At 41.2% G+C, this 14,568-nt stretch carries 10 protein-coding genes; 3 read left to right on the top strand and 7 right to left on the bottom strand.

The features are described 5' to 3' along the window. Positions 1 to 1,189 precede the first annotated feature (1,189 nt). Positions 1,190 to 2,401 (bottom strand): threonine ammonia-lyase, encoded by a 1,212-nt coding sequence (gene ilvA, locus PTQ34_RS00860; protein WP_273931581.1) that lies wholly within the window; start codon positions 2,399 to 2,401, stop codon positions 1,190 to 1,192. An 82-nt stretch (positions 2,402 to 2,483) separates the two neighbouring features. Here ilvA and PTQ34_RS00855 point away from each other — a divergent pair, with 82 nt between their 5' ends. Then, entirely contained in the window at positions 2,484 to 3,746 is a 1,263-nt protein-coding gene (locus PTQ34_RS00855; RefSeq protein WP_273931580.1) for a ComEC/Rec2 family competence protein, read from the top strand. Positions 3,747 to 3,922: 176 nt separating this feature from the next. Here PTQ34_RS00855 and PTQ34_RS00850 read toward each other — a convergent pair whose 3' ends face one another. The 3 genes from PTQ34_RS00850 to PTQ34_RS00840 form a co-directional block, all read right to left on the bottom strand. After that, entirely contained in the window at positions 3,923 to 5,260 is a 1,338-nt protein-coding gene (locus PTQ34_RS00850) for a TolC family protein (RefSeq protein ID WP_273931579.1), read from the bottom strand. A gap of 309 nt (positions 5,261 to 5,569) precedes the next feature. Further along, entirely contained in the window at positions 5,570 to 7,501 is a 1,932-nt protein-coding gene (locus PTQ34_RS00845; protein WP_273931577.1) for a MacB family efflux pump subunit, read from the bottom strand. Continuing rightward, the gene (locus tag PTQ34_RS00840; RefSeq protein WP_273931575.1) at positions 7,501 to 8,685 is read right to left on the bottom strand and encodes an efflux RND transporter periplasmic adaptor subunit; all 1,185 of its coding nucleotides are present in this window, start codon (positions 8,683 to 8,685) and stop codon (positions 7,501 to 7,503) included. The genes PTQ34_RS00845 and PTQ34_RS00840 overlap by 1 nt, the downstream gene beginning before the upstream one ends. A gap of 197 nt (positions 8,686 to 8,882) precedes the next feature. Here PTQ34_RS00840 and PTQ34_RS00835 point away from each other — a divergent pair, with 197 nt between their 5' ends. Next, positions 8,883 to 9,782, top strand: a complete 900-nt coding sequence (locus PTQ34_RS00835; protein WP_273930553.1) for an AEC family transporter — start codon at positions 8,883 to 8,885, stop codon at positions 9,780 to 9,782. A 138-nt stretch (positions 9,783 to 9,920) separates the two neighbouring features. Here the strand turns inward: PTQ34_RS00835 and yedE are convergent, their stop codons facing one another. Both yedE and leuS read right to left on the bottom strand, forming a co-directional pair. Then, positions 9,921 to 10,985, bottom strand: a complete 1,065-nt coding sequence (yedE, locus tag PTQ34_RS00830) for a YedE family putative selenium transporter (RefSeq protein ID WP_273931574.1) — start codon at positions 10,983 to 10,985, stop codon at positions 9,921 to 9,923. 391 nt (positions 10,986 to 11,376) lie between these two features. Beyond that, on the bottom strand, positions 11,377 to 13,821 hold the full coding sequence (leuS, locus tag PTQ34_RS00825; protein ID WP_273931573.1) for a leucine--tRNA ligase: 2,445 nt from the start codon (positions 13,819 to 13,821) through the stop codon (positions 11,377 to 11,379). On the opposite strand from leuS, the gene PTQ34_RS00820 reads away from it, so the two are divergent. Continuing rightward, positions 13,780 to 13,989 carry a hypothetical protein gene (locus PTQ34_RS00820; RefSeq protein WP_273931571.1) on the top strand — a complete coding sequence of 70 codons (210 nt, stop codon included), beginning with the start codon at positions 13,780 to 13,782 and terminating at the stop codon, positions 13,987 to 13,989. The genes leuS and PTQ34_RS00820 overlap by 42 nt on opposite strands. Before the next feature lie 216 nt (positions 13,990 to 14,205). On the opposite strand, the gene PTQ34_RS00815 is transcribed toward PTQ34_RS00820, so the two are convergent. Next, a complete protein-coding gene (locus PTQ34_RS00815) occupies positions 14,206 to 14,544 on the bottom strand; it encodes a DUF6394 family protein (RefSeq protein ID WP_273930550.1) in 339 nt (112 codons plus the stop codon). Positions 14,545 to 14,568: the final 24 nt, after the last annotated feature.

Below are 14,568 nucleotides of genomic sequence, written 5' to 3'. Positions count from 1 at the left end.
CCCAAGCCTTGTGTCATCCCCCGACTTGACCCAATGATCTCATCACAAATAAATTTAGAATTCCCTGCGTCATTGCGAGGGAGCAAAGCGACCGAAGCAATCTCTAGGAATTCTAGAATTCCCTAAAAATATCCCCTAATCCCCAAAAACGCAGATAAAGCAAGAGAATTCTATATTTTTGCGTGGTTTTAGGGGCGAGATGCCTAAGGGTTTAGGACGCAGTCCTTATAAAATTTTCGAGCAGTGGGGCTTACCCCACTAAAGCGAGCAAAATCTAAAATTCATAGTATAAATCTAGAATTCCTAGAGATTGCTTCGCTTCGCTCGCAATGACGAAAATTCTAGAATTTCTAAGCCCTGTGTCATCCCCCGACCTGTGTTTTTTGTCATCCCCCGACTTGATCGGGTGATCTCATCACAAAAAATTTAGAATTCCCTGCGTCATTGCAAGGGAGCAAAGCGACCGAAGCAATCTCTAGGAATTCTAGAATTCCTAAGATAAATTCTAAAATTCCCAAGGCAAAATCTAGAATTCCCAAGCCTTGTGTCATCCCCCGACTTGCGTTTTTTATCATCCCCCGACTTGATCGGTGGATCTCATCAAATCTCCGTCATTGCGAGGGAGCAAAGCGACCGAAGCAATCTCTAGGAATTCTAGAATTCCTAAGATAAATTCTAAAATTCCCAAGGCAAAATCTAGAATTCCCAAGCCTTGTGTCATCCTCCGACTTGACCCCAGGATCTCATTATAAAGAATTTAGAATTCCCTATAGAGATCCTCGGGTTAAGCCCAAGGATGACATAATAGGGAATTCTAGAATTCCAAAAAAAAGACACTCCCTAACCCCCAGAAAATCTAGAATTCCCCAAAAAAACGCAGATAAAGCAAGAGAATTCTAGATTTTTGTGTGGTTTTAGGGGGCGAGACTCCTAAGGGTTTGGGGCGTAGCACTTATAAAATTTGTGAGCTAAATTTATCCAGCCTAAAAGCGAGCAAAAATCTAGAATTTCTAGCTAAAAACTAGAATTCCTAAGACTAAAATACTACAAAAACGCAGAGATCCTCGGGTCAAGCTGGGGGATGACACAAGGCTTAGGAATTTTGGACGGAATTTTGGACGAGATTGCTTCGGCTTTTCAAGCCTCGCAATGACGGAATTTTCAAAGCCTCGTAATGACGCAGGGAATTCTAAAACTCCTCATAAAACTCATATCCAGCTGCCCTTAGCGCAGAGCTTACATTTTCTTGGTGTTCTTTGCCCTTAGTCTCAAGCGTGATTTTTATCATCGCATCTCCGTAGCTTAGCTTGGTTGAGAATCTATCATAGTCTATTTTTACGATATTTGCGCCAGTTCCTGTTAGCACTGAGGTAAGGCCTTGTAAGGCGCCTGGCTTGTCTATTAACGTTACATTTATTATCATTTTGCGGCTTGATTTGATTAGACCTTTTTCTATGATGACATTTAGCATTTGTACATCGATGTTTCCGCCACTTAGCACTATCACAATAGAGCTACCCGGCTCAAAGCAAAACTTTCGCTCAAACAAAGCCGCCACGCCCACAGCCCCAGCGCCCTCTACTACGATTTTTTGGCTCTCTAGCAGGTATAAAATCGCATTTGCTATCTCATCGTCGCTTACCTCTACTATCTCATCAACCACCTCTAAGATCGTCTTTAAAGTAAGCTTGCTAGCATCACGCACCGCAATACCATCAGCGATAGTGCGAACAGAACTTGAGTTTATTTGCTTTTTAGCAGCAAAGCTCTTGCTCATAGCAGGTGCGCCGCTGCTTTGAACGCCGATTATTTTGGTATTTGGGCTTAGCTGTTTTATACATGAGCCCACGCCGCTAATTAGCCCGCCGCCACCTATTGGCACTACGATATAATCAGGATTTTCCACCTTAGCTAGCACTTCAAGGGCTATTGTCCCCTGCCCTGCTTGGACTAGTTCGTCCTCAAAAGGATGCACAAAGCACATATCGTGTTCTTTTGCGTATTCTAGCGCAAAGGCGTAGGCCTCATCAAAGTTATTGCCCTTTAGTATGACTTCTGCGCCTAGGGCTTTTGTACCTGCTACTTTTAGCAGTGGGGCAGCTTCTGGCATGATGATAGTGGAGCGAACGCCAAAGTGCGTTGCGCTGATTGCTACGCCTTGGGCGTGATTGCCAGCACTTGCTGCTACGACGCCTTTTTTCTTTTGTTCAGGACTTAGGTTTGCGATTTTGTTAAACGCCCCTCGCACCTTATAAGCACCGGTGATTTGCAGATTTTCTTCTTTTAGGTAGATTTTTGCATCCATTGCCTTGCTCATGCGAGTTGAGAGCGAAAAAGGGGTTTTGTAAACGAAGTCTTTTATGGTCTCGTGGGCGGCTTTGATTTTTTCTAGTTCTAACATTTTTTGCCTTTTTTTTTGATATTTTGGGCTAATTTTAGCACAAATCGCACAAATTCATAATATTTTTAGCTAGAATTTAGCTATGGATCTCTTTGAAAACAAAAAAGAAATTATTTATTTTTTCCTTATCGCTGGGCTGATTTTTGCCCTTAACGTGGGGCTAAAATACTATAATTTTACCAAAATCAAAGCCAAACCCTACCTTAGCAGCCAAGCTACCTTGCTTGCTAGCGAGCAAAAGCTTAGCAAAAACGGCAAGGTTTATTACTCAAATATCTTTGCTACACCTGATTTTCGCATTTACAGCTACGCAAAAGCCAAGCTAGAAAAAGGCGCATATAGCATAAAAATACCTACAAAAAAGCTAGATTTTAAATCCTACTTAAAAGGCATGTTTTTTAGTGCAGTTTTTGATATAAAGGCTATTAGCACCGCCCCAACCCTGCGCCAAAAGCTAGTAAATCTAGTATCAGCTCAACACCAAAGCCCCAAAGCTGGCGAGCTATATTCAGCATTATTTTTTGCCACACCACTTTCAAAAGAGCTTAGAAGCGAGATTACAAACTGGGGGATTGCGCATTTACTAGCCATTTCTGGCTTTCATCTAGGCTTGCTTTTTGCGATTTTTTATTTTTTGTTAAAAAGACCTTATAGCTATTTTCAGCAAAGATTTTTCCCATATAGAAACAGAGATATTGATTTAAGCCTTTTTATTTTGGCTTTGGGGGCGTTTTATTTGTGGATTTTGGACTTTACGCCAAGCTTTTTTAGAAGCTACTTGATGAGCGTTTTTGGCTTTATTTTGCTTGTGCGAGGCATAAAGATTTTTGCTTTTGGCACCCTGTTTCTTTGCGTAGTTTTTGCGCTTTGTAGCTCGCCAAGCCTTATTTTTAGCATAGGCTTTTATTTTTCGTGCTTGGGCGTGTTTTTTATACTTGTTTATATTAGGCATTTTGGTGAGTATAGCGACTTTAAAAGCAAGGCAAAAATGCTCGCTCACGCCCTATGCTTTGAGCTTTTTGTATTCTCAGCAATGAATATCCCAGTATTTTACTTTTTTCCGCAAGCTAGCATTTTTCAGCTTAGTGTGATAGTACTTAGCTACGCTTTTGTCGTGTTTTATCCACTTAGTATAGCTTTACATCTTTTTGGCTTTGGTGGGCTAATGGATAGTTATTTACTAGATTTTTTAGCCTACGCGACAAAAGGCGGCGAGATTTTTATCCCTACTTGGCTTTTTGTGCTTTTTAATCTATCTCTACTCTTTGCTGTGAGATATAAATACTGCGCTGTTTTTGTAGCACTTAGTGGGGCGTTTATTTATTTTTTGGGACTTTTTATATAGGGAATTCTAGAATTCCCTATATAATTCTAGAGCTGGATTTTAGGCAATTCTAGTATCGTGGTGCTAGTGTGCCAAAAGCCTGCGGTGCGCACGGCGTGGGTAGAACATAAAGTTCACCGAGCCGTGCGCATTTCCGCAGGATTTTGGTGCAATAGTGCTGCGAGACGAATTGCCCCCTAGTAAGCACTGGCTTTATAAAAGCCTATCAAGTCCCTTAAAACCTGATATTTCATATTCGCTAGCGAGTTTTTCGCACTTAGCAAGTCATTTTGTGCGCTTAGCAAATCTTTTAGCTCGGCTCTGCCAAGAGAGTATTTTTGCTCATAAATAGCTAGGATTTTTTCTCTCTCAGTGATAATATTCTCGCTATTTAAAAGGCTCTGGCTATCTAGTTCATAATCACTTGCAAAGCGCAGGGCTTCATTTACAGCATTTGCTAGTGTTTTTTCGTAGTTTAGGCGCAATTTATTAAACTCGGCTTCTGAGATTTTTAAGTTTTGGCTAAGTTTGTAAAAATTAAGAAATGGTAGGCTAATGCTCACATTGCCACTAAGTAGGTTAAAGGTATAAGCATCGCTGATTTTGCCGCTGCTGCTAGAGAGCGAGCCACCTAGATTTATGCGAGGCAAAAAGTCCTTTTGGCTAGCTTTGTAGTCGTAAAATCCAGCATTTAGCTGAGCTAGTGCCATATTTACATCAGGGCGAGAGCTAAGGCGAGAAAGCCACGATATATTTAGCTCACCATCGTTATTTTCTGCGCTAATTGTGCCTAAATCAGCCTTTGGCAAAGAAATTTCGCTAATTTTAGCACTTGGCAAAAACTGCGTGCGAGTAAGGTTTTTTAGGCTCTCAAAGCTAGCATTTAGGTCTTTATCAGCGTTATTTAGGCTATTTTGTAGGCTTAGCAAGTTCCCAGCGCTTTGTGACAAAGCCAAAGGCTCTTCTCGCCCTAGGCTTTCTTTTATTTTTACGATTTCATGCAGTTTTAGCATATTTTCGTAATTTAGTAGCAAATTTGCCTTTTGTTCGTTTAGATACAAGATATTAAAATACGCTGAAATTACGCTATTTACAAGGCTTTCTCGCACATCTTCTAAACTGAGCGAGCTAGCAATAGCCCCAAATCTCGCACTCTCATAACCATCATAAATACGCCCAAAAATATCAAGCTCCCAGCTAAGAGAAGCATCGGCTGTAAAGCTCCTAGCTGCTGCGCCACCTGCTTTTATATCACGGTTTGAGCTAGCCCTTGTGCTAGCACTTGGCGTTGGGGCAAGGTCGCTTAGAGCGATATTTGCTCTTAGCATTGCTTGGTAGAGATTTAGGCTAGCAGTTTCTAAGTCCTCGTTATTTTTTAAAGCCTCAGTAATAAGGCTATCAAGCTCAGCGATATTAAACTTATACTGCCAAGTGGCGTTATAATCACGCTTTATGTCTTTTGGGTCGTAGTTTAGAGCTTTGGTCGCACAAGCTGTCATAAAAAAAGCCAAAAATGCTAAAAAAATATATTTCATTTTATTCCTTCTTAAAACAAATCTAGAATTCCTAGAAAAAATCGCCTAGGAATTCTAAAATTCCCTAAATTCGTCATTGCGAGGCTTTGAAAAAAGAGAGAGCAATCTCATTAAAAAGCAAAAAACTCAATAAACGAGATTGCTTTGTCGTTCGTTTCACTCACTCCTCGCAATGACGGAATTTTAAATGAGATCCCAGAGTCAAGCCCTAGGATAACACAAGGCCTAGGAATTCTAGAATTCCTAGACTGCTGTTATTTGAGCCTTTTAGCGTCAAAAAGCACCCACAAGCTGAGCCTTTATAAAGCTCTACTCTCGCTGTAAGGCATCAATAGGATTAAGCCTACTAGCACTCTTTGCTGGCATATAGCCAAAAATAATGCCAATAGCCGATGAAATCCCAAAGGCTACCAAAACAGATGAGAGCGAAAATATCATGCTTACAATGCCAGAGAGATTTATAAGCCAGCCTATAGCAAAAGCAAGTGCTACTCCCACAGCACCACCAAGGGCGCAAAGTAGCACCGCTTCTATTAGAAATTGTAGCATGATATTTTTCCCTTTTGCGCCTATTGCCATGCGAACGCCGATTTCTTTAGTACGTTCAATCACGCTTACTAGCATGATGTTCATCACGCCTATACCACCCACAAGTAGCGATATAAGAGCCACACCAGAAATAAGCAGACCCATTGTATCAGTGGTGGCTTTTATGGTTTGTAATATGGTATCGGAGTTGCGCATATGAAAGTCTCTTGTGCCTCTTCTGGCTAGCAAAATATCGCTGATTGCTTGTTCTGCTAGCTGGCTGTTTATATTGTTTTTTATGCTAACTATGATTTGGCGTAGGTTATAATCTCCTGTTAGGCGGTTTGTGACAGTGGTGTATGGCAGATACACGCTAAGCGTGGTATCGCCAAAAGGTCCTTCGTCTTTTTTGGCAATGCCGATGATGCTAAAAGGATGCCCAGCAAAAATAATATTTTGACCTATAACTTCATCGTCTTTTAGGGCTTGGAAAAACTCTTTTTTGGTATTTTGGTCTATTATCATCACAGAAGCTGAGTTTAGCACATCTTCTTTTGTGAAGTTTCTACCACTTTCTAGCTCCACGCCTGAGATTTGAAGTATTTTTTCATTTCCTGCTCTAGCCAAGCCTGTGCTTGATTTATTTGCGTGTATTAGCTCTGCGCTTGTTCTCATTATAGGTGAGGCATAGTCTACAAAATCAAGTTTTTCAAGCATTTTTGCATCATCTACATTAAATCTCTTTACCTTAGCTGAGTTTCTATCGCCTGGACCACGACCAGGGTTTATTTGTATGGTGTTTGTGCCCATTTTGTTTATGCTTTCTATGATGCTTTCTTGGCTACCTTTGGCAAGGGCTACTACGCAAATAACTGAAGTGATACCGATGATAATTCCAAGCATAGTAAGAAAAGAGCGGAGTTTATGCGCTTTTATCGCTCCTATGCTCATAGCAAGGCTCTCGCTAAGCTCAGCTTTTAGCGCACTTAGATTGTTTGAGTAAGTGAGTTTTGGGGTCTTTAACTTTGCTAACTTAGCATCTTTTTTCTCATCGCAGATAATTTGGCCATCTTTTATTTCTATTATGCGGTTTGCGTGAGAGGCTATGCCTTTATCGTGCGTTACCATGATGATGGTGTGACCTTTGGCGTTTAGCTCTTTTAGTATTTTTAGCACCATCTCTCCACTTGCGCTATCTAGGGCTCCTGTTGGTTCATCACATAGCAGTATCTCTCCACCGTTCATTAAAGCCCTTGCGATACTAACACGCTGTTGTTGACCGCCACTTAGCTTGTTTGGGTTTTGGTATTCTTTGCCTTTAAGCCCTAGCATATCTAAAAGCTCTAAGGCACGAGCAGTTCTCTCATCTTTGTGCGAACCAGCATAGATTGCTGGCAAGGCTACATTTTCAAGTGCGTTATTTGCGCTAATTAGATTGTAACGCTGAAAAATAAAACCAAATTTTTTAAGTCTTAGCTCGCTTAGCTCATCAGGGCTAAAATGCGTGATGTCCTTGCCACCCAGCTTATAGCTACCGCTAGTTAGGGTATCTAAGCAGCCGATTATATTCATAAGGGTTGATTTGCCAGAGCCACTTTGTCCTACTATTGCGATAAACTCGCCAGCTTCTATATGCAAGCTCACGCCTTTTAAAGCTAGCATTTGCTCGCTTCCGTTAGCAAAGGACTTTGTGATATTTTCTAAGTGGATCATTAGCGAAATCTCACCTTGCGATTTGCGATTATTTCATCAATTTGTGCTTGGCTCATTTGAGAGCTTACTACTTCATCGCCCTCATTTAGTCCCTCTATAACCTCTGCGTAAGCTTCTGTTTTTATACCGATTTTTAGGTATTTTTTGCTGATTTCATTGCCTGTTTTTAATAGGGCGTAGTTGCCTTCTTCATCAGTTTTTAGCGCAATTAGCGGTATTTGGATAGCGTCTTTTACTTCTTTTACGATGATTTTATTTTGCGTAGTCATACCTATGCGAAGTGCGCCACTTTCGTTATTTACTAGCATTTTTACATAGTAGTAAACAGCACTTTTTGTAGTGCTTGAGCTAGAACTTGTAGTGCTGTAATTGCCATTGCTTAGCGTAGTTAGCCCTGGATCGATAGAGCTTACTTTTGCGCGGAATTTATTTTCTACATTTGAGAGCACATTATATTCTACTATGTCGCCTACTTTTATTTGACCGATATCAGCCTCGCTTACTTCCATTTTTATCTCCATTTTGCCAAGATCTGCGATTTGAGCTACTGTTGGTGCGCTTTGGACAGCATTTAGGGTTTGACCTACTTCAACAGGCACAGATACCACCGTGCCAGAAAATGGAGCGATGATATTTGTATAGCCTAAATCTTGCTTTGCGATATCTACTGCGATTTTGCTTTGAGTGATTTTGGCATCAGCTTCTTTTAGGCTGGCTTCTGCGCTAAAAAGTACGTTTTTAGCATTTTCAAGGTTTTCTTTTGAGGTGGCTTGATTTTTAAAAAGCCCTAGTTCACGGCTATACTGCGATTTTGCTGTGTTGTAGGCTACTTGGGCTGAGTTTTTTCTAGCCTCAAGGCTGCCTAGTTCGGCTTGCTTTTGCTCCAAAGTATTTTGTTGGACTTCATCATCTATTTGAGCGATTTTATCGCCTACTTTTACTTTATCGCCTACTTTTACATACAGCTCTTTTATCTGTCCGGTGGCTCTGGTGCCTACATCTACTAGATTTTCAGCAAAAACCTCTCCAACAGCATCCACGCTAAGAATTAGATTTGCTTTTTTGATTTTTGAAGTAATTAGCTGATTTTGCTCCTCGCTGCTAGAACTAAAAGTCCAGTAAAGCACACCTGCTAGCACTATAATAGCTACTATAATAAGTGGTTTTTTCTTAAATTTTCTCATATAAAGCCTTGAAATTTTTAAGACAAATCTTAGCAAATCAGCGTTAATTAAAAGTAAAAGTGGCATAATGCGTGTTTTTTTTAGGGAATTCCAAAATTCCGTAAGGAATTCTAAGTTTGTTATGGAATTCAAAATTCCGTAAGGAATTCTAAAATTCTATAAGGAATTCCAAATTTTTTATGAAATAAGGATGAAAAATGTTACCGCTTTTTTCTATTTTTGTGCTTTTGGCTAGTGGCTACCTGGCCAAGCGAACAAAGGTTATACCGCAAAATCAACTTATAATTTTCATTGATTTTGTGCTTGTTTTTGCTATGCCTGCGCTGATCTTTGATAAAGTCTATCATGTAAATATAGATTTTCATCTTTTTAGCGTGATTGCCTGTGGGCTTGGGGCGAACTTCGTAGCGATGCTATTAGCCTTTGGCCTTGGGCGTCTGCTAGGATTTAGCAAGGCTACTACTGCTAGCATGGCACTACTTGCGATGTTTGGTAATACGCTATTTATGGGCCTACCAGTGCTTCAAGGTATTTTGGGTGATGATATCGCAAATGAGGTTATTTTATACGACCAGATGGTTACTTGCGTGCCGATAGCATTTTTGGGGCCTTTTATCCTTAGCTACGCAGCACCTAGCAATGTAAGTCTAATCGCAAATGTCTTTAAAATAATGAAATTCCCGCCATTTCTAGCCCTAGTAGCAGGACTTTTGGCAAAAAGCGTGGAAATTCCTGATTTTTTGTTTGCTCCACTTAGGCTTTTTAGCGGTGCTGTTGTGCCTGTAGCACTTTTTGCTGTGGGGCTTGGGCTTGGGTTTAATACAGTTCGTTCTAGCTATAAAAGCACAGCTTTGGTAGTGTTTTTGCGTATGGTGGTAGCGCCTTGCTTTTTCGTGGCTTTTGCATGGGTTTTTGGGATAGAGTTTTCGCCTAGTTATATGGTAGGGCTTATAGAGACTGCGATGCCACCGATGGTGCTAGCAAGTGCGATGATACTAAAAGCCAAGCTAGATAGCAATCTAGCAATCAGCGCAATCGCCATTGGTATGTGTTTTACCTTTGTAGTAATTCCTGTGATAATTGCTATTTTTATGTAGGAATTCTAGAATTCCTAGGCAAAATCTAGAATTCCTAACAAAATTTGCCTTAGGAATTCTAGATTTTATAGAAGTTTTAAAAGCAAATCTAGAATTCCTAACGAAATTTGCCTTAGGAATTCTAGATTTTATAAAAATTTAGCCTTGCATAGCTGGGCTTCTACGGCTAAAAATCGCTACAAGAGCACAAAATACTAGCCCTATGATGACAGCAACTGCTGAGTTTGCGCCAAGTCCTGCTGGGCTAGCAGCTACCCCGAAGTTATGCGCTATGCCAGCACCTGCGATTAGTCCCATTACAAAAATCGCTGAGTCATTATCGCCCTCTGCGCTTTTAATAAGCTGTCTGCCAGGACAACCGCCACCAAGAGTAAAGCACAACCCACAAAGTAGCATAGCTAAGAAATTCCATAGCATATCATTGTGCGCAATAGGCTGCTTTTCAAAGCCAAGGTTAAATTGCCCAAGCGCGAGATTTACAAGCGCGGTGCTTATTAGCAAAGCGATTATTGCTTGCATCATGGCTGAGTTTTTATCCACAATTAGCGTTTTAATCGCACCCACCGAACAAAAGCCGCTTTTTTGAAACACTACGCCGATTATTAGACCAGCGATAAGCGAGATGATAAGCGGTGCGTGCATGCTAGCTGGGCCTTTTTGAGAAAACTTAACCCACTCAAAGCCACCAAGTCCAAGCAAAAGTAAGCCCAAAAGTGCAAGGGCAAAAATAGGCATAAGCAACCCAGTAGCCTTTGTTTGCGGTCTTTGAGCGCCAAGAGTAAAAGTAGTTTTAAACTGAACGAGGAGTCCAGCTAAAACACCAGCAACAAGCCCCAAAATGCCAGCAATCGCGCTAAGATCCCCTGCTCCAAATCGTAGCAAAGCACGCCACGGACAGCCTAAAAACACAAGTGCTCCAAGCATAGCAAACACGCCAAAGAAAAAGCGTGTAGTTGGTGCCGAGCCGCCTCGTGGCTCAAACTTGCCAAAAAATAGTGCTGCGATAAATGCTCCAAGCACGATGCCAATTATCTCTGGGCGGATGTAAGCAAGTGCGCTTTGAAAGCCAAGAGCCCCGCTCGTATCACGGATAAAACATGCTGCGCAAATACCCATATTGCCTGGATTTCCTTGCCACACAAGAAGTGGCGCTAAAACACCAAGAGCAAGCCCTGAGAGTATACCGATGTAAGAAATTTTCATGGTAAAGACCTTGAATATAAGTTTTGCAAGAACCTCTTGCCTAAAAAGGCTGAGATTTTAACCTTTTTAGACTTAAATATAAATAAAAATGAGTTTTTGAAAATCAGGGAATTCTAGAATTCCTTAGAGTTTAGGGAATTCTAGAATTCCGTAGAATTTAGGGAATTCTAGAATTCCGTAGAATTTAGAGAATTCTGGAATTCCTTAGGGCTTAGAGAATTCTAGAATTCCCTAAAAGTCGTGACAGCGGCAGTAAAAATAAGGCTTCAAGATTGCGAGGCGAATTTATTCGCCGCACGCCGAAGATAGAATATATAATTCATCGAAGCAGGCGGCGGATAAAGGCGCCCGCTTGGCACGAGCCAGCCAAAAAAGTCAAAGCTAATTACTACTAGCCCTTGATTACGATATTTACAAGTTTTTTAGGCACGATAATTTCTTTTATTATCTCTTTGCCCTCTAGCCATTTGGCGCACTCAGTCTTTGCTGTGCTTAAAATATCGCTATCGCTTGCATCTACGCTAACGCTAATTTCAGCTCTGCGCTTGCCGTTTATGGTAACTGCTAGGTTTAGCGTCTCACTTACAAAGACTTCATTTTTTACCTCAAGCTTAGCAAAATCACGCAAGTTTGCCCCGCCAAAAAGCTCAGCACTAAGCTCGGCGCAAACATGCGGAATAATAGGTTCTAAAAGTGCTAAAATGATATAGTAGCCCTCAGCCCAAATTTCAGCATTTTCTTGCGCATTTAGCGCATTACAGGCCTCCATACAAGCAGCGATCAAAGTATTAAAAGCAAAGCTATTTTCATAGACTTCGCTACCTTTTTTCATAGCTTCATATACTTTTAGGCGCGCGTATTTCTCAGCTTCGTTTAAGCTAGCGTGATTTAGTGCTGGAATAGCCCCGCATTTTTTGGCTTTGCTAGCTCTATCATATAGCCTTGAAATAAACTTATAAGCACCCTCTACTGCGCTATCGTTCCACTCAAGCTCTTTAGCAGGTGGCGCAGCAAAGAGAATAAACAGCCTTGCTGTATCTGCGCCGTATTTTTCTATAATATCATCAGGATCAACCGTATTTCCCTTGCTTTTACTCATTTTTGCGCCATCTTTTGTCACCATGCCTTGCGTTAGCAAATGAGAAAAAGGCTCGCTATCACGCAAATAGCCCAAATCTCGCAAAACTTTTTGAAAAAATCTAGCATAAAGTAAGTGTAAAATCGCATGCTCAATGCCACCTATATAATGATCTACGCTCATCCAGTAATCCACGCTTTTTTTATCAAAAGCTGTGCCGGGCCAGGTTTTCTCATCACTAGCAAATCTAGCAAAATACCACGAGCTATCCACAAAAGTATCCATAGTATCACACTCACGCTCGGCATCTTTGCCACATTTTGGGCATTTACAGTGCTTCCAAATAGGATGTTTTGCCAAAGGGCTGCCCTCGCCTGTGATCTCTACATCATCAGGCAGGGTTACAGGCAAGTTTTCTAAGGCCTCAGGCACAAGGCCACAGCTAGGACAACGCACCATCGGCACAGGTGCACCCCAGTAGCGCTGGCGAGATATTCCCCAGTCACGCAGCTTATACTGAACTACCTTTTTGCCTATGTTTTTTGCCTCTAACTCGGCTAAAATCTTAGCAGTCGCCGCCTCATAATCTAGCCCATCTAAAAAGCCAGAGTTTTCTAAAATAGCGTTTTTTTCAGTATGTGGGATAGCGCAGTTTTTAAAAATATTTAAAACCTGTAAGTTATATTTGCTAGCAAAGTCAAAGTCCCTCTCATCGCCAGCAGGCACGCTCATAATCGCTCCACCACCATATTCAATTAGCACGAAATTCGCACACCACACAGGCAGTTTTGCCCCAGTAAATGGATGGATTACAAAAAGACCTAAATCCACGCCTTCTTTATCCATTTGCGAGCGTTCTCTTGGGCTTAGATTTATGATTTTTTCTAGCGTGCTTTTTTGCTCAGGTAGTAATAAATCAGCCTCCATTACAGCCTTTACTACTTCATGCTCTGGCGCAAGTGCGGTAAATGAAGCACCAAAAATCGTATCAGGGCGAGTGGTAAAGACATTAAAGCCCTTTAAGCCAGTTTTAGCAGCACTTGTCTCATCAAAGCTAAAAAACAGCTGCGCGCCATAGCTTTTGCCTATCCAGTTTTCTTGCATGGTTAGCACTTGATTTGGCCACTTTTCTTTAAGGCTATCTAGGCAAGTTAGCAGCTCATCTGCGTAGTCTTTGATTTTTAGGTAGTAGCCTGGCATCTCTTTTTGCACCACTTCATGATCGCAACGCCAGCATTTGCCCTCTATCACTTGTTCGTTTGCTAGCACGGTTTGGTCGTGTTCGCACCAGTTTACCACGGCTGATTTTTGATAGACTAAGCCTTTTTCATACATTTTGATAAAAAACTCTTGTTCCCACTTTGTATAAAGTGGATCACTAGTAGCTAGGCGGCGATTTTTGCTAAAGCTAAAGCCCAGAATTTCAAGCTCGTGGCTCATATAATCAATATTTTCATAAGTCCATTTTTTAGGATGAATGCCGTGCTTAATGGCTGCGTTTTCAGCTGGCATACCAAAGCTATCAAAGCCGATAGGCTGAAGCACATTGTAGCCTTTTAGTCGGTAGTAGCGTGAGAGCGCATCGCCGATTGAGTAGTTTCGCACATGCCCCATGTGAAGTCGCCCGCTAGGGTATGGAAACATTGATAAAATATATTTTTTAGGCAGGGTATAGTCATCTTTTGGCTCTGCGTATTTGTTTTCACTCCAAATTTTTTGCCATTTTGGCTCAATAATTTTAGCGTTATAAACTCTCATTTTTTTATCCTTACAATTAAATATTCAAACTTTTTAAATGCTGTTTTTAACGAGTATTGCGAAGGCGATGTGCTTGAAGTAAGCGCAGTGCCAAGCAAGACGAAGTTAAAAACAAAATTTAAAATTATTGTTTTTGCCTATATTGTGCGCTTAGTATGGCTAAACTGAGCGACTGCGAAATGAGACGCACTTGGCGTGCGTCGCAGTGAAGCAGAAGCGAAGTTTAGTAACAATAAGCGCATAAAACGAACTTAAAAACAGCATTTTAACGAGTATTGCGAAGGCAATGTGCTTGAAGTAAGCGCAGTGCGAAATGAGACGCACTTAGCGTGCGTCGCAGTGAAGCACAAGCGCACTTCAAGTGCAGTGCCAAGCAAGACGAAGTTAAAAATCGTCTCGAGATTTGCCTGCTTCTATTAGAATCAGCGCCATCGAAAAAGCATTTGCCACAAGCCCACCAAGCGCTAGACCAAAGACAATGCTGCTAAAGCCTGAGTTCATCACTATCACAAGCGCAGGCAAAAGGTGTAAATCTGCTACCAACGAACTAGCAAAAAGCTCAGCTGAGAGCATGTTTCTCACGCCGATTTTAAGCAGTGTTGATATCAGGTTGATACTAGCTGCGATAAAAAGCGTGATGTCGTTGTGGTCGTATAAAAATCCAGCCACAGTAGTAAGACACATCAGCGCAAAAAAAGTATAAATTACCCTACTCCAATTCATCTTTATCCTTTATTTATGTTTACA

This window comes from Campylobacter magnus (assembly GCF_028649595.1).
In the GTDB taxonomy this organism is placed as follows: Bacteria; Campylobacterota; Campylobacteria; order Campylobacterales; family Campylobacteraceae; genus Campylobacter; species Campylobacter magnus.
The sequence above is the reverse complement of the archived record's forward strand: the minus strand, read 5'-3'. Positions and strand labels throughout refer to the sequence as shown.

Coding starts and splice junctions, on each gene's coding strand:
- PTQ34_RS00815 (WP_273930550.1), bottom strand. CDS start 14,544: ATGAATTGGAGTAGGGTAATTTATACTTTTTTTGCGCTGATGTGTCTT.
- yedE (WP_273931574.1), bottom strand. CDS start 10,985: ATGAAAATTTCTTACATCGGTATACTCTCAGGGCTTGCTCTTGGTGTT.
- PTQ34_RS00850 (WP_273931579.1), bottom strand. CDS start 5,260: ATGAAATATATTTTTTTAGCATTTTTGGCTTTTTTTATGACAGCTTGT.
- ilvA (WP_273931581.1), bottom strand. CDS start 2,401: ATGTTAGAACTAGAAAAAATCAAAGCCGCCCACGAGACCATAAAAGAC.
- PTQ34_RS00855 (WP_273931580.1), top strand. CDS start 2,484: ATGGATCTCTTTGAAAACAAAAAAGAAATTATTTATTTTTTCCTTATC.
- PTQ34_RS00835 (WP_273930553.1), top strand. CDS start 8,883: ATGTTACCGCTTTTTTCTATTTTTGTGCTTTTGGCTAGTGGCTACCTG.
- leuS (WP_273931573.1), bottom strand. CDS start 13,821: ATGAGAGTTTATAACGCTAAAATTATTGAGCCAAAATGGCAAAAAATT.
- PTQ34_RS00840 (WP_273931575.1), bottom strand. CDS start 8,685: ATGAGAAAATTTAAGAAAAAACCACTTATTATAGTAGCTATTATAGTG.
- PTQ34_RS00845 (WP_273931577.1), bottom strand. CDS start 7,501: ATGATCCACTTAGAAAATATCACAAAGTCCTTTGCTAACGGAAGCGAG.